This window comes from Stagnihabitans tardus, assembly GCF_009925085.1.
Taxonomy (GTDB): Bacteria; Pseudomonadota; Alphaproteobacteria; order Rhodobacterales; family Rhodobacteraceae; genus Stagnihabitans; species Stagnihabitans tardus.
The window spans coordinates 90,908-106,745 of the sequence record NZ_JAABNR010000003.1 but is presented as its reverse complement, the minus strand read 5'-3'; the positions used below and the strand labels follow the sequence as shown (position 1 = coordinate 106,745).

The window sequence follows — 15,838 nt, the reverse complement described above, 5'->3', positions numbered from 1 at the left end:
ACCTGATGAACATTGGCGATTTTCCCTCGGGCCCGATTTACTTCCTGGGGACCAATGGGGCCGATACCCTGACCGGCACGACCTCGGGCGATGTGCTCATGGGCTTTGGCGGCAATGACATGCTGTCGGGCGGCGATGGAGCCGATACGATCGACGGAGGCTCGGGGACCAACCGCATCGATGGCGGGGCGGGCAATGACCTGATCGTCATCGACCGGACCGCGACCAATGGCGCCATGCTGACCCCCGCCACGGGGATCGTCGGGGGGGACGGCTATGACACAGTCTCTTTCGCCGGAACCATGGCGGAGTTTCACGTGGTCAACACGGTGGGCTTCGGCATCACGGTCACCGACCTGGTCGGCGCGGCGCGGACCATAGCGACGGGGGTCGAGCATCTGAAGTTCACCGATGGCGATATCTGGCTGGTCGATCCGAACCTCAATGCGCCCGTGGTCTCGGGCGTGGTGACCGCTTCGACCATCGAGGACGGGCTGCCGGTCTCGGTCGATCTTCTGGCCCTGGCCAGCGACCCGGACCCCATTTCCGCCTTGTTCGTGACGGGTCTGGGCGCCTTGCCCCCGGGGGTCACGGTCAGCGGCTCGGTCCTGACGCTGGACCCGGCGGCGTTTCAATACCTCGGCCAGGGCGTGACAGAAGTCGTGACCCTGGCCTACCAGGTCAGCGACGGGCTGCATGTCACCGATGCCTTCGCCCAGGTGACGGTGACCGGAGAGAATGACGCGGCCCAGTTCCTGGGTCTGGCGGGGACCGTTGGCGAAGAGGGGGGCATGGCCTCTGGCGCCGTTGTCGTGACGGATATTGACGCCGGAGAGGCCGTCCTGGCCACCCAGGGCGTCTTCGCCGGCGCCTTCGGGGTCTTTGCCGTGACAGGCGGCGCCTGGAGCTACCAGGTCGATGCAGATGCGCTTCCGGTTCAGGGCATGAGCACGGGGCAGGTGCTGATCGACAGCCTGGACCTGGCCTCGGTGGATGGCACGACGGCGGCGCTTTCGGTCTCGATCACCGGGGTGACGGATCCCTTGGTTCTGGGGGGCCTTGGGGCCGACCGGATCAATGGGCGCGGGCTGGCAGAGCGGATCTACGCGGCCGAGGGAGCGGACACGGTCCTGGGCAATGGCGGCGCCGACACGATCGACGGCGGGGCAGGAGCGGACCGGGTCCTGGGCGGGGATGGTGCGGACCGGATCATCTGGGACGCGGCCGACGGCTTGGCCGATGGCGAGTCGGGTTATGACACGCTGGTCATCAAAAGCGCCGCCACGGTGACGCTTTCGGCTTTGGACCAGGTCGCGGGCGATGCGGGCCGCACCCGGGGTTTCGAGGCCGTGGATGCCAGCTTGAGCCTTGGCTCCGTCAGTCTGACAGGCTCGGAGGGGGCCAACCGTCTGACCGGAGGCTATGCCGATGACCTCCTCGCCGGAGGCCGTGGCGCCGATGTCCTGACCGGGGGCCTGGGCGCAGACCGCTTTCTCTTTGCCTCGCGCGGCGGGGTGGACCATGTCACCGACTTTACCCTGGGTGAGGATCACCTCGTGTTCTCCGCCCAGGCGCAGGCCCAGGTCACCTGGACCGAGGTCGGCGCAGATACGAGGGTCGAGATCGCGGGAACCGTGGTCATCCTCGACAACCTTCATGGGCTGACGATCCAGGACTTCATCTTCGGCTGAACCCAAGGCGCCGGGACCTGGGGCAATCCGGTCCCGGCGCACTTGACCCAAGGCGGCGCTTGGGTCTATCCAAGGCCCGACGGGCGACCGTCCGGAGCCAGACATGTCACGCCTTTCCGCCCTGTTTCGGCCTATCCTCTTGTTGCTGCTGATCTTCTCGGCGCAATTCCAGGTCGGCCTGATGCCTGCCCAAGGGGCGGAGGGCGGTATGGTCATGGTCATCTGCTCGGGCGAGGGGCCGATGATGATGGTGCTGGACCCCGCGACCGGAGAGTTCCGGCCCGCGCCGCCCTCGACGAAGAAATCAAGCTGCGACTGGGCCGCTTGTGGCCTGGCGATCGAGCCGGTCCAGACCTCGCCGGTCTTTCTGAGCCGCGTGACCACGGCAGCCCCGGTGATCGAGGCCGATATCTGGCGGCCCGCGCATGATCCGCGCGGCATCTGGGCAAGGGGTCCTCCGCGCCTGGTGTGAACCCTTCCCTTCACATCAGATATCCGAGGACAAAATGGTCTCTGTCGACGCGGGCGAAAGCGCCCCGGCGGGTCAAACCCGCATTCAACGCCTGTATTTCGCCGTCTGGCGCTGGCACTTCTACGCCGGGCTTTACGTCATCCCCTTCCTTCTGATGCTGGCCTGCACGGGCCTGATCATCCTTTGGGTCACCGCGATCTCGCCGGAATATGGCGACCGCATGGCGGTGACGCCGGGCGACAAGGTCCTGACCGTCACCGAGCAAGAGGCCGCCGCAATCGCCGCCGTCCCCGGCACGGTCGACAAATATGTCGCGCCCATCGACGCCGAGAAACCGGCTCTGTTCCGCGTCCAGACCGCAGATGGCGCGGTCATGGTCGCGCTGGACCCCTATAGCGGCCAAGTCATCCATCAGCGGCCCGAGGCCGGGACCTGGAACGACTGGGCCACCACCTTGCACGGCACGCTTCTCTTCCCCGGCGAGGGCGAATGGTGGGGCGACCTGCTGATCGAAATCGCGGCCTCCTTGGGGGTTCTTTTGGTCGTCTCGGGTTTCTGGATGGCCTGGCCTCGCAATGGAGAGAGCTTTTCCGCCATGTTCGTGCCGAAACTGGCAGCGAAGGGGCGGGCTTTCTGGAAGTCCACCCACCGCTCGGTTGGAGCCTGGATCGGGATCGTGCTGTTCTTCTTCCTGGTCTCGGGCCTTGCCTGGGCGGGGATCTGGGGCGGCAAGTTCGTGCAGCCCTGGAACACCTTTCCGGCCGAGAAATGGGGTGCGCCCTTGTCGGATCAGACCCATGCCAGCCAGAACCACACCGGAGTCAAAGAGGTCCCCTGGACGCTGGAGCTGACGCCGCTGCCGGAGTCTGGCTCGACCGTGGGCGTGGAAATCCTGCCGGAGGGCACGCCGGTCGTGCTGGAGACGGTCGTGGCCCTGGCCCGCGCCATCGGCTTTGACGGCCGCGTTCAGGTCACCAAACCGGCGGATGAGACCGGGGTCTGGACGCTGAGCCGCGATTCGATGTCTTACGACTCGCCCGACCCGACCTCGGACCGGACGGTTCATATCGACCAGTATACCGGCAAGGTCCTGGCCGATGTGCGCTATGCCGATTACCCCGTGGTGGGCAAGGCCATGGCTGTGGGCATCGCGCTGCATGAGGGCCAGATGGGCTGGTGGAACATCGCGTTGAACCTGGCCTTCTGCCTGTCGGTGATCTTCATGTGCATCGGTTCCGTGGTGATGTGGTGGGTCCGCCGCCCGGCCAAGGCGCTGCGGCTGGCGGCTCCGCCCCTGCCCACTGAAGTTCCGGTCTCGGGCTGGATGGTGCTGGCGATCCTGCTCCTGTCGCTCACCATTCCGGTTCTGGGCCTGACGCTTTTGGCCGTCCTGGCACTGGATCTGGTCGTCCTGCGCCTGGTCGCGCCCTTGAAGCGGCTGGTCTCCTAGGGGCGCGAATCACCCCTTGAGGCTCGTCCTGGCCCGCCGGTTCCGCCGGCGGGCCTTATGCTGCACCGCAGCATAAGGCAGCGCGGTTTTTGTTTCATTTCAAGCCCTTTCCTGCCATGCCGCACCGCGCCTAGAACCCGGTTTGCATATAGTATTACTTTTGCTAGGGTGGAAACACGGTGCGGGAGACACCGCAGACCTTTGGGAGGAATCATGAAGACCTTTAAGAAACTCGCGCTCGCCGCGGGGATTGGCGCGCTTTTGTCCACGACGGCCATGGCAGATGGGCTGGTGGTGGGCTTCAGCCAGATCGGATCGGAATCGGGCTGGCGTGCGGCGGAAACCTCGGTAACCAAGCAAGAGGCCGAGAAGCGCGGCGTCGATCTGAAGTTCGCCGATGCGCAGCAGAAACAAGAGAACCAGATCAAGGCTTTGCGCGGCTTCATCGCCCAGGGCGTGGATGCAATCCTGATCGCTCCGGTCGTGGCCACCGGCTGGGATGAAGTCCTGGGCGAAGCCAAGGATGCGGGGATTCCCGTGGTTCTCCTGGACCGTGGCATCGACGCCTCGCAGGACCTCTACCTGACCTCGGTCGCCTCGGACCAGGTCAAGGAAGGCGCCGTGGCCGCCCAGTGGCTGGTCGACACCGTGGGCGACAAGCCCTGCACCATCGTCGAGCTGGAAGGCACCGTCGGCTCCTCGCCCGCGATCAACCGCAAGAAGGGCTTCGACGACACGATTGCCGCCCATGCCAACTTCACCATCTCGCGCAGCCAGACCGGCGAATTCACCCGGTCGAAGGGCAAAGAGGTCATGGAAGGCTTCATCAAGGCCGAAGACGGCGGCAAGAATATCTGCGCCGTCTATGCCCATAACGACGACATGATGGTCGGCGCGATCCAGGCGATGAAGGATGCGGGCCTGAAGCCGGGCACCGATATCCTGACCGTCTCGATCGACGCGGTTCCGGATATCTTCTCGGCCATGGCGGCGGGCGATGCCAATGCGACGGTCGAGCTGACGCCGAACATGGCGGGCCCGGCTTTCGACGCGCTGGAGGCCTTCCTGAAGGACGGCACCGTCCCCGAGAAGTTCATCATCACCGAGTCGAAGCTTTACACCCAGGCCGACGATCCGGCTGGCGAGGCCGAGCGTCGCAAGTCGCTGGGCTACTGAGCTCCCTCCGCCGGGGGAAACCTCGGCGGAATTACCTTGCCTCGGGTCGCGGCCCGAGGCTTTCTTTTGATGGGGGGGATCAGCATGGAACCGATGTTGCAAGGGCGAGGCCTGGGGAAGGTCTTTGGCGCGCACCAGGCGCTGGCGGGCGTGGATATCGACCTCTTCCCCGGAGAGGTCCATGCGCTTTTGGGCGAGAATGGCGCCGGGAAATCGACGCTGATCAAGATTTTGACCGGAGCCTATCAGCCGGATTCGGGTGCTGTGGTGCTGGAGGGCGCCGAGGTCGCCTTCCGCGATCCCCTGCAGGCGCAAGCCGCCGGGATCGGGACGGTCTATCAAGAGGTGAACCTGGTTCCGAACCTCTCGGTGGCCGAGAACCTCTACCTCGGCCATCAGCCGATGCGTTGGGGGATGCTGAACAAGCGCGCGATGCATGACGGGGCGCGGGAGATCCTGGCGGGCTACGGGCTGGAGATCGACGTTCGGGCGGAGTTGGGCAGCTTTTCGGTGGCCGTGCAGCAGATCGTGGCGATTGCCCGGGCGGTGAAGCTCTCGGGCAAGGTGCTGGTCTTGGACGAGCCGACCGCCAGCCTGGACCGGGCCGAGGTCGAAAGCCTGTTTGAGGTCATCGCCAAGCTGAAGGCGCGCGGGCTGGCGGTGGTTTTCATCACCCATTTCCTCGACCAGGTCTTTGCGATTGCCGACCGGGTGACCGTGCTACGGAATGGGAAACTGGTCTCTACACAGGCGATTTCGGGCCTGTCGCGCACCGATGTGGTGCGGATGATGCTGGGCAAGGACGTGGTCTTTGCCCATAGCCCGGTGACCGAGATCGGGGCCAGCGGCCCGGCCTTGGCGGAGTTCAAGGGTCTGGGCCGCAAGGGCTCGGTTGCGCCCTTCGACCTGACCCTGCACCAGGGCGAGGTCGTGGGGGTCGCGGGGCTTTTGGGAAGTGGCCGGACCGAGATGGCGCGGCTGATGTTTGGCGTCGATTTGGCCGATACGGGGTCCATTTCGCTGGGCGGGCCGCTGACCCTGCGGTCTCCGCGCCAGGCGGTTGCGGCGGGGATGGGGTTCTGCCCCGAGGATCGCAAGGTCGATGGCATCTTTGGCGAATTGTCGGTCCGCGAGAATATCGTGATCGCCTTGCAGGCCAAGCTTGGCTGGTTCAAGGCCCTCTCCCGCGACGAACAGGACGACATCGCCGGCCGCTTTGCCGAGGCTTTGGACATCCGCGCGGCGGATCACAACATGCCGGTCAAGCTCCTCTCGGGGGGGAACCAGCAGAAGGTGATCCTCGCCCGCTGGATGGCCATCGACCCCAAGCTTCTGATCCTGGACGAGCCAACAAGGGGCATCGACGTCGGCGCCCATGCCGAGATCGTCCGCACCATCAACCGCCTCCGCGAGGATGGGCTGGCGCTGTTGGTCATCAGCTCGGAGCTGGATGAGGTCGTGGCCTATTCCTCCCGCGTCGTGGTGATGCGCGACCGGGCCATGGTCGCAGAGCTGAAGGGTGCCGATATCGCGCCGCAAGTCATCGTGCAGGCCATCGCGGCCCAGGAGGCCCCATGAAACTGCGTGTGCAGAGACTGATTACCCCGCAAACCATCGCCCTTGTCGCGGTGCTTTTGTTCAACTGGCTGCTGTTCCCCGGGTTTTTCTCGGTCGAGTGGAAGGACGGCAGGCTCTTTGGCTCCCTCATCGACGTCTTGAACCGGGGGGCGCCTGTGGCGATCCTGGCCATTGGCATGACCATGGTGATCGCGACCAAGGGCGTGGACCTGTCGGTCGGCGCGGTCATGGCGATTGCCGGGGCGGTGGCCGCCACGGGGGTCGAAAGCGGCCTGACGGTCTGGCAGGCGGTGCCCCTGGCGCTGGTCGCGGGGCTGCTCTGCGGTCTCTGGAACGGCGTTTTGGTGGCCGTTTTGGACATCCAGCCGATCATTGCGACCCTCGTCATCATGGTGGCGGGGCGAGGCATCGCCCAGCTGATCACCCAGGGCTTCATCGTCACCTTCAACGACCCCTCCTTGATCTACATCGGCACCGGCAGCGCCTTGGGCCTGCCCATGCCCGTGCTGATCGCCGTTGCGCTCTTGATCCTGACCACGCTGATCGTCCGCCGCACCGCCCTGGGCCTGTTGGTCGAGGCCGTGGGCGTCAACCGCTCCGCCGCGCGGTTTGCGGGCATCTCGGCCATGTCGCTCTTGATCTTGGTCTATGTCTTCTCGGGCTTCTGCGCCGCCGTGGCAGGCATCATCGTCGCCGCCGATATCCACGGGGCCGACGCCAACAACGCCGGCCTCTGGCTGGAGCTGGACGCGATCCTGGCCGTCGTCATTGGGGGGACCTCTCTGCTTGGAGGCCGCTTCTCGATCCCCATGGCGGTTCTGGGCGCCATGATCATCCAGGCGATGAACACCGGCATCCTGGTCTCTGGCTTTCCGCCGCAGTTCAACCTGATCGTCAAGGCGGGCATCATCATCGCCATCCTGGTCCTGCAATCCCCGGTCGCCTCGCGGCTGTTCAAGAGGGCGTAAGTCATGAACCGTTCCCTGCGCCCCCTGGCCGCCACCGCCGTCATCTTCATCCTGGCCTATGCGGCAGCGGCCTTTCAGTTCCCGACCCTGGTCTCGACCCGCGTCCTGGGGAATTTCCTCACGGACAACGCGTTTTTGGGCATCACGGCGGTCGGCATGACCTTTGTGATCCTGTCGGGCGGCATCGACCTGTCGGTCGGCGCGGTCATCGGCTTTACCGGAGTCTTTGTCGCCGTGATGATCTCTTGGGGCGGCTATCACCCCGCCGTGGCCTTCGCCATTGCGCTCGCCGTCTCGGCGGCTTTCGGCGCGGCCATGGGGGCCGCGATCCACTGGCTAAAGGTGCCAAGCTTCATCGTGACGCTGGCGGGGATGTTCCTTGCGCGCGGAGCGGCCTCGGTCATCTCGGCGGATTCGATCCCGATCAACCACGAGATCTATGACTGGATCAGCCAGGCCTATTGGAAAATGCCGGGCGGAGGTCGCCTGAGCATGATCGGCGGCGTCATGGTCCTGGTCTTTGTCCTCGGCGCGCTTCTGGCCCACCGCACCCGGTTCGGGGCCAATGTCTATGCGCTCGGCGGCAATGCCCATTCGGCCGAGCTGATGGGCGTGCCGATCGGACGCACGACGATCCTGATCTATACGCTGTCCTCGACCCTCGCCGGCCTCTCGGGCATTGTCTTTTCGCTTTACACCCAGGCGGGATATAGCCTTTCCGCCGTGGGGGTCGAGCTCGATGCCATCGGCGCCGTCGTCATCGGCGGCACGCTCCTCACGGGCGGATACGGCTTTGTGGCCGGAACCTTCATCGGGGTGATGCTGATGGGGCTTGTGCAAACCTACATCATCTTCGACGGCACCCTGTCCTCCTGGTGGACAAAGATTGTCATTGGCGTGCTTCTCTTTATGTTCATCCTCCTGCAACGGCTGGTGTTCCGCGCCCAAGCCGCGCGTGCCTGAGGGGAAAAGAACGGAATGGCCGAGCCCGGACAATTGATCCGCTCCCTGTCGGGGAGGCCAGCGGCGCGGAACTTCCATTCCTTCGTCATCAACGAGATCGGCATGGGCGTCGCAAGCGGCGCCTTCCCGGTGGGGTCCACCCTGCCGGGCGATGCCGAGATGATCGACCGCTACGAGGTCTCGCGCACCGTGTTGCGCGAGGCGATCAAGACGCTGGAGGCCAAGGGCCTGGTCGAGGCACGGGCCAAGGTCGGAACCCGCGTCCTGGCGCGCAACCGCTGGAACTTGTTCGACCGCCAGGTCCTGTTCTGGATCTTTCACGCCACGCCCGAGCCGGGCTTCACCGACAGCCTCTGTGAAGTCCGCGCGGGGCTGGAGATGCAGGCCGTGACCCTGGCCGCGAGCCGCCGCCAGGCCGAGCAGATGCGGATGATGCGCTATTGGCTGGCCCAGGCCCATGTCTCGGCCGCCATGGTCGAAAGCCACGGGCTGGCGGTTTTCGAGATCCACCGGCTGATGGCCGAGGCAAGCCAGAACCCCATCCTGCGCTCGGCCACCGGCCTGGTGGAATTCGCCCTCGCCATGGCCCTGCGCGGTCAGATGCAGGCCGGGGTCACCGATTTCGCCGCAGAAAAGACCGCCGCTTACGAGGCCCTGATCACCGCCATCGACAAGGGCGACGGCGCGGGCGCCTCTGCTGTCATGGCCGGGATCCTCTCTGCCGACCGCGGCTGGATTCGCTAAACCTTTCATAAATTCCCGTTACATTTCAGATTGTTGGCCTTTTCATGAAAGGTCGGCAGGCTGCCATGATTCAGCCACCGCCGCTCCTGCCCTGCCGCTCACCTTGGCCCTGTCGGATCATTCGGACCGGGGGCAGTCATGGCGATCATCGAGGCGACGACAGTTGCGGGCTTTACCGTCCGTGGCGATGTCATCACCATGCGGCATGTGGGGATGAACCTCGCGCAGGGCTATGAGCGCTTCGGCACCCTGCCCTGGGAGAAGTTCGACGAGGTCCAGACCCAGATCGGCGCGCAACTGGTGCGTTATCCCGGCGGGACCGAGGCCGAGACGCTGTTCGACTATGCCAATCCCCAGGCGACGACCGCGATTTCTCCGACCGGCCAGGTGATGCAGCTGACGACGCCCCAGGCCTTTCTGGATTATTGCCGGGCGACGGGGACCCAAGCGACCTTCATCCTGGCCACCGAACAGCTCTTGACCTCTGGCGCCTATGGGAGCCGGGATTTCGACGCCTCCAAGGCCGGGCTCTTGCGCGACTATGTCCGCTATATCCTGGAGGAGGCGGGGCCGGGCGGGGTCGCGACCTTCGAACTTGGCAACGAATATGCCGGTTACATGAATGCGGTCGAATATGGCAAGGTCGCCAGCACCATGGCCCTGATCGTCGATCAAGAGATCGACCGCTATTACGACGCCCATCCCGGCGCGACCCGGCCCGATATCGCGGTCCAGGTCTGGGGCGTCAGCGCCGGAGAGGCCCTGTCAGTCGCCGACCTCTTTGCCCGCAACGAGAATGTGATGGCGCAGTTCTCAACCGCCGAGCTGGCGGCCATCACGGCGACGACCACGCATTTCTATTACACCGAGGGCAAGTTCCTGGGCCAGTCCAACGCCCATACCTATGACGCGCTGCCGGGCACGCTGGGCGGCGTCCTGCAGATGATGAACACCTGGCAGACCGCGGCCGGGCGGGAGCTGGACACGGTGTTTTCGGAATGGAACGTCCATTTCAAGGACCCGCAGAGCTTTGGCCTGCAACAGGTCCCGATCCTGCTGGAGATGTTCCAGACCCTCGTCACCCTCGGCGTCGACGAGCTGGACATCTGGTCCACCATGTACAACGCCTCGGCCTTGGCGGATTACCGGGGGGCGCTCCAGGCCTCGGGGGCGCTGATGCAGATCATGGCCAAGGAGGTCGTGGGGATGAAGGTGGCCGAGGTGCCGGTGACTTCGGACAATTACGACATCCACGGATTTTCCAGCGGCGCCAAGGTGATGCTGTTTGTCTCCTCGATGGCCGATGGGACGATCCAGCTGTCGATGGACCTGCAAAACTACCTGGACCGCTATGACCTGGCCTCGGCGCGGGTGATCGGGGTCGATGCCTCGGGGGCGGATGGGGTCTACAAGAGCTATACGGGCCTTGCGCCCTGGGAAGAGCCTGATGCCCCGGTGCGGGTGACGGCGCAGAACCTGGCCTCTTTCCTGTCGGGCGGGGTCTATGCGACCCAGCTTGGCGCGCATGAGACCCTGGTTCTGGAGCTGAACCGGGCGCCGATCCGGTTCGGGTCGATGTCGGCGGACAACATGGCGGGGCGCGAGAATACCAATGACCGCATCGACGCCATGGCCTCGAGCGACAAGATCTATGGGCTGTCGGGCGATGACACGCTGTTCGGCGGCGATGGCAATGACGCGCTTTGGGGCGGGGTTGGGTCGGATCGGCTGTGGGGTGGCCTGGGCAACGACGACATATGGGGTGGCGATGGAGATGACACGGTCGAGGGCCGCTTCCAGTCCGACACGGTGCGCGGCGGGGCGGGCGACGATTATGTCTCGGGCGGGGATGGGGCGGATACGCTTTGGGGCGGGATCGGCGCCGACGGCTTCATCTTCCGCGCCAAAGAGACGGGGACCGACCTGATCCGCGACTTCCGGGCGACGGACCAGGATTTCCTGATCTATCAAGGGACTGCTGGGGTGACAGCGTCGAATTTCACGCTGGAGCGCAAGGTGATCGCCGGGATCGGCGGCACGGGGGCCGAGCTTTTGGTCCATTGGGGCGGGATGAACGGTCCGGTGCTGGCGATCTTGCAGGACGCGGGCGGGCTTGGCAGCCTGATGCTGCAAGACGGTGTCAGCGGGGCGATGCTGAGCCTGTCTTGACCGCATAGCTGGGTGATTTCCGGCGAACCTGGCGGCGCAGACCCGCGATGGCGGCGGGCAGGGTTGCGAGGGGTTCTGACAGCATCAGCCGTTGCAGGGGGCCCCAGGTCTCGGTCTCGCGGAAAAGCCGGGTCGCGGGGTGATCGGCGAAGGGCACGGCCACGGCACAAAGGCGGGGATTGCGCGCCATCAGCCAGCGGGTGGCGGCCTTGTCGTCCTTGTGATGCGGGTCAAAGAGGATGACTCCGCCGGGCAGGGTGGCGGTGGCCTCTTCCAGCAGCGCCTCCCAGCCCTCGGGTGGCGCAGCGGCATAGACCTTGGCGCGCTTGGGCCAGCCCAGGGGCGCGGGAAAGCGGGGGGAGACGAGGATGACCTCCTCGGTCCCCAAGGCGCCGGCGAAGAGGATGGCGCCGAAGGCCCCCATGGAAATCCCCAAGGCCCGCCCCTGACCCGGGGTCAGGCGCAGGGCCTCCGCAAGGTCGGGGTTCAGATACCAGTCATTCGCCGCCGTCTGGACATGGACCTGCGCAAAGCCCGCCGCCGTTTGCGACAGCCGCAGGGGGTCGAACCCCCGCCGCTCGGCGTCGAAATTGTCGAATGTCGCCCAAAGCCGCCCCTGGCCTTGCTGCGTCACCCGCAGATGTGCGCCGTCAAAGAGCCGTCTTGGGTCCAAAGCTCTCCACCCAGTCGATCATCTGCGGCAGAAGGATGCGCTGGTCGTAACGCTCCAGCGCGGTGCGGCGGGCGGCGATGCGGATGGCGTCATAGGCCTCGGGCTCGGCCAGGGCATGGATCAGCTTGGCCGACCAGCCCTTGACGTCGAAGAAATCCACGAGGCTCCCGTTCACCCCGTCGCGAATGACCTCTGTCACCGGAGCGGTCGACGAGCCCACGACATGGGCGCCGGCCGACATGGCCTCGATCATCGACCAGGAGAGGACGAAGGGATAGGTCAGGTAAGCATGGGCGCGGGAGATCTGCATGATCGCCACGAACTGGTCGTAAGGCACCTTGCCCATGAAATGCACGCGGTTCATGTCCAGCTTGTCGGCCACTTCCGACAGGATCAGCTCTTTCCAGCCCTTGCGGTCCTTGGGCGCCGAGCCATAGGAGACCTCGTCCCCCCCCACGATCACCACCTGGGCATTGGGCCGCGCGGCCATCACCTCGGGCAGCGCCCGCATGAAGGTGTGGTAACCGCGATAGGGCTCGAGGTTGCGGTTGACGAAGGTCAGGACCTCGTCCCCCGCATGCAGGATGCGGCCGTCGGGCAGGGTGACCTGGGCCTGCGGATTGGGCGCCATGACATCGGTGTTCACGCCGTCATGGATGACCTTGATCATCTCGCGCAGCTTGGGCGGGAAGGTCGAGGCCTGCCATTCGGTCGGCGCAAGCCCGGCATCGGCATGGAGGAGCGATTGCCCCAGGTGCCCCGCCCGGCCCTGGGCGATCATCACCTGGTCGAAATTGGGCGGGTTGAATTCGGGGTCGAAACCCACATCGGCGCCGCGTCCCTTGTAGTAGAACTCGGCGTAGATCAAGAGCTTGGCCTCGGGCCAGACCTCTTTCAGGAAGAGCGTCTCGCCCCAGCCAGAATGGCCGAAGATCACGTCGGGCACATAGCCCTTGGTTTGGCGCAGCTGCATGCAGGCGCGGGCGACGGTGACGCCTCGGTCGCTCATCTGGGTGTAGTTGCGGCCCAGCCTCGTGACGGCGGGATCGACCTTGGGGGCCTCGTGCTTGTATTTCAGCACCGGGATCGAGCTGTCGCGGGTATTGGCGAAATCGGTCAGGGCGATGCACTCATGGCCGCGCTTCTTCATCTCGGGCGCAAGATACAGGTATTGCCCCGGGAAATTCTGGTGGACGAAAAGAAGCTTCATATCACGGTCCCGAAAGCGGCCTGCATCAGGGCCTTGGTATAGTCGCTTTGCGGTCGGGCGAAAATGGCCTCTGTCTCGCCCTGTTCCACCACGTCACCCGCGCGCATCACCATGACCTTGTGGCTCATCGCCCGCACGACGCGCAGGTCGTGGGAGATGAAGACATAGGCCAGCCCGTGGCGGCGTTGCAGGTCGCGCAGGAGGTCGACGATCTGGACCTGGACGGTCATATCGAGCGCGGAGGTCGGTTCGTCCAGCACCACCAGCTTGGGGTTCAGGATCATGGCGCGCGCAATCGCGATCCGCTGCTTTTGCCCGCCCGAGAATTCATGCGGATAGCGGCTCATCATGGCGGGGTTCAGGCCGACCTCTTCCATGATCGCGCCCACCATGTCGCGGCGGTTGCGGCCGGGTTCCAGGCCATGCACCCCCAGCCCCTCGGCGATGATCGCCTCGGCGGTCATCCGGGGGGAGAGGCTGCCATAGGGGTCCTGGAAGACCACCTGCATATCCCGCCGATAGGCCCGCATCGCGCCGGAGCCGAGGTCGGAGATATCCTTCCCGTTCAGGTAAACCCGCCCCTCGGCATCGGTCAGGCGCAACACGCCGAGCGCCAGGGTGGATTTGCCCGAGCCGCTTTCGCCCACCACGCCCAGGGTCTCCCCGGCGCGGATGGCGAAGCTTGTGGGGTTCAGCGCCTTCACATGGCCCACGGTGCGGCGCATCAGGCCCTTGGTGATCGGGAACCAGACCTTCAGCGCCTCGGTCCGCAGGACCTCGGGGGCGTTCTCGGGCACGGGGTCGGGGGAGCCCACGGAATGCGCCGCCAGCAGCTTTTGCGTATAGGGATGCTGGGGGTTGGCGAAAATCTCCGCCGTCACGCCCTGTTCGACGATCTCGCCGCCCTGCATGACGCAGACCCGGTCGGCGATGCGGCGGACGATGTTCAGGTCATGGGTGATGAAGAGCATCGAGAGCCCTTCCGATGCCTTGAGTTCCGCCAGAAGGTCCAGGATCTGCGCCTGGATCGTCACGTCCAAAGCGGTCGTCGGCTCATCGGCAATCAGCAGGTCGGGCTTGTTCGCCAAGGCCATGGCGATCATCACGCGCTGCCTTTGCCCGCCCGAAAGCTGGTGCGGGTAAGAGGCCATGCGGCTTTCCGGGTCGCGGATGCCGACCTTGGTCAGAAGCTCCACCACCCGGTCGCGGGCTTTGCCGCCGCGCAGACCCTGGTGGAGCGAGAGGCTCTCGGTGATCTGGCGCTCGACGGTGTGAAGCGGGTTCAGCGAGGTCATCGGCTCTTGGAAGATAAAGCTGATGTCGTTGCCGCGCACCCGGCGCAGGGCGTTTTCCGAGGCGCCCACCATCTCGGCCCCGGCATAGCGGACCGATCCGGTGATCTCGGCGGATTCGGGCAAGAGGCGGACGGTGGAGAGCGCGGTCACCGACTTGCCCGAACCCGATTCGCCCACCAGGGCCAGGGTCTCGCCCTTGTTCAGCGTGAAGGAGACGCCGTGCACGGCCTGCGTGACCTCGCCCTCCTGGCGGAAGCCGACAGAGAGGTTCTGGACGGTCAAAAGGCTCATCGGAAGGTCCGGCGCGGGTCAAAGGCATCGCGGACGCCTTCGAAGATGAAGATCAAGAGGCACAGCATGATGCCCGAGGTGAAGAAGGCCGTGAAGGTCAGGTGCCAGCCGCTGAGGTTGTTCTGCGCCTGCCGCGTCATCTCGCCAAGCGAGGGGTAAGAGGCGGGAAGACCATAGCCGAGGTAATCGAGCCCGGTCAGCGCGCCGATGGCTCCGGTCACGATGAAGGGCATCATCGTCGTGGTGGAGACCGTGGCATTGGGCAGGATGTGGCGGAAGAGGATGACCCAGCCGGGGACGCCCAGGGCCTTGGCGGCGCGGACATATTCGAAGTTCCGCACCCGCAGGGTCTCGGCCCGCACCAGGCCCACCAGGCCCATCCAGCCGAAAGCCACCATGACCGCCATCAAAAGCCAGAAGCTCATCGAGAAAATCGAGGCGAGGAAGATGATCAGGTAAAGCTGCGGGGTCGAGGAGATGACTTCCAGCACGCGTTGCAGGACAAGGTCCACGCGGCCGCCGAGATAGCCCGAGAGCGCGCCGACGATGACGCCGATGATCGAGGTGATGGCGGAATAGATCAGGCCGAAGGTGACCGAGATGCGGAAGCCATAGATCGCGCGGGCCAGCACATCGCGGGTCGTGTCGTCGGTGCCGAGCCAATGGGTGCCATCGGGCTTGGTCGGAGCGGGGCCTGACAGGTCGTTGATCGTGTCATAGGAGAACGGGATCGGCGCCCAGATGATGCGGCCCGGGGTGAAGCCATCCAGCCCCGCGCCATAGCTGCCATCCTCGACCCCCGCAATGATCTCTTTGGGCGTGTCGAGGCAATCGACCAGGCCCCCGGTCAGGATCAGGCACTGGACCTCGGGGCTCTTGTAATCGGCCTGGGTTTTGAAATCGCCGCCGAAATCGGCCTCGGAATAGAAGGTCAGGAAGGGCGCGCGCCATTCGCCCTGGTATTGCACCAGAAGCGGCTTGTCGTTGGCGATCAGCTCGGCGCACAGCGACAGGCCGTAAAGGATGGAAAACAGGATCAGCGAGTAGAAGGCCCGCTTGTTGGCCTTGAAGTTCCGCCAGCGGCGCTGGTTCAACGAAAGTGGCGTCATCGCTGGGGTCTTGGGGTCGATCTTCATCGACTGAGTCGAGGGGTCGATC

13 protein-coding genes are annotated in these 15,838 nt (G+C 65.1%); 9 read left to right on the top strand and 4 right to left on the bottom strand.

The features are described 5' to 3' along the window. Positions 1-5 precede the first annotated feature (5 nt). The 9 genes from GV832_RS04185 to GV832_RS04145 all read left to right on the top strand — a co-directional run bounded on the left by GV832_RS04185 (position 6) and on the right by GV832_RS04145 (position 11,211). The gene (locus GV832_RS04185) at positions 6-1,691 is read left to right on the top strand and encodes a VCBS domain-containing protein (protein WP_168773579.1); all 1,686 of its coding nucleotides are present in this window, start codon (positions 6-8) and stop codon (positions 1,689-1,691) included. A 103-nt stretch (positions 1,692-1,794) separates the two neighbouring features. After that, positions 1,795-2,163, top strand: a complete 369-nt coding sequence (locus GV832_RS04180; protein WP_168773578.1) for a DUF2946 family protein — start codon at positions 1,795-1,797, stop codon at positions 2,161-2,163. Between the two features lie 34 nt (positions 2,164-2,197). Beyond that, entirely contained in the window at positions 2,198-3,613 is a 1,416-nt protein-coding gene (locus GV832_RS04175) for a PepSY-associated TM helix domain-containing protein (RefSeq protein ID WP_168773577.1), read from the top strand. A gap of 213 nt (positions 3,614-3,826) precedes the next feature. Continuing rightward, on the top strand, positions 3,827-4,789 hold the full coding sequence (gene ytfQ / locus GV832_RS04170; protein ID WP_168773576.1) for a galactofuranose ABC transporter, galactofuranose-binding protein YtfQ: 963 nt from the start codon (positions 3,827-3,829) through the stop codon (positions 4,787-4,789). A gap of 84 nt (positions 4,790-4,873) precedes the next feature. Further along, positions 4,874-6,367 carry a sugar ABC transporter ATP-binding protein gene (locus GV832_RS04165; RefSeq protein WP_168773575.1) on the top strand — a complete coding sequence of 498 codons (1,494 nt, stop codon included), beginning with the start codon at positions 4,874-4,876 and terminating at the stop codon, positions 6,365-6,367. Continuing rightward, positions 6,364-7,335 (top strand): ABC transporter permease, encoded by a 972-nt coding sequence (locus tag GV832_RS04160; protein WP_168773574.1) that lies wholly within the window; start codon positions 6,364-6,366, stop codon positions 7,333-7,335. Before GV832_RS04165 ends, GV832_RS04160 begins: the two co-directional genes overlap by 4 nt. 3 nt (positions 7,336-7,338) lie before the next feature. Further along, complete coding sequence (gene yjfF / locus GV832_RS04155) at positions 7,339-8,298, top strand: galactofuranose ABC transporter, permease protein YjfF (RefSeq protein WP_168773573.1); 960 nt, start codon at positions 7,339-7,341, stop codon at positions 8,296-8,298. A gap of 15 nt (positions 8,299-8,313) precedes the next feature. Next, entirely contained in the window at positions 8,314-9,042 is a 729-nt protein-coding gene (locus GV832_RS04150) for a FadR/GntR family transcriptional regulator (RefSeq protein ID WP_168773572.1), read from the top strand. A 138-nt stretch (positions 9,043-9,180) separates the two neighbouring features. Further along, complete coding sequence (locus GV832_RS04145; protein WP_168773571.1) at positions 9,181-11,211, top strand: calcium-binding protein; 2,031 nt, start codon at positions 9,181-9,183, stop codon at positions 11,209-11,211. On the opposite strand, the gene GV832_RS04140 is transcribed toward GV832_RS04145, so the two are convergent. From GV832_RS04140 to GV832_RS04125, 4 genes are read right to left on the bottom strand one after another with little or no spacing between them, the layout of a single operon-like run. Next, positions 11,183-11,845, bottom strand: a complete 663-nt coding sequence (locus GV832_RS04140) for a hypothetical protein (protein ID WP_168773570.1) — start codon at positions 11,843-11,845, stop codon at positions 11,183-11,185. The genes GV832_RS04145 and GV832_RS04140 overlap by 29 nt on opposite strands. A gap of 16 nt (positions 11,846-11,861) precedes the next feature. Next, the gene (locus tag GV832_RS04135; RefSeq protein WP_168773569.1) at positions 11,862-13,094 is read right to left on the bottom strand and encodes a glycosyltransferase family 4 protein; all 1,233 of its coding nucleotides are present in this window, start codon (positions 13,092-13,094) and stop codon (positions 11,862-11,864) included. Next, a complete protein-coding gene (locus GV832_RS04130; RefSeq protein WP_168773568.1) occupies positions 13,091-14,680 on the bottom strand; it encodes an ABC transporter ATP-binding protein in 1,590 nt (529 codons plus the stop codon). The genes GV832_RS04135 and GV832_RS04130 overlap by 4 nt, the downstream gene beginning before the upstream one ends. Then, complete coding sequence (locus GV832_RS04125; protein WP_168773702.1) at positions 14,677-15,789, bottom strand: ABC transporter permease; 1,113 nt, start codon at positions 15,787-15,789, stop codon at positions 14,677-14,679. The genes GV832_RS04130 and GV832_RS04125 overlap by 4 nt, the downstream gene beginning before the upstream one ends. Between the last annotated feature and the right edge of the window lie 49 nt (positions 15,790-15,838).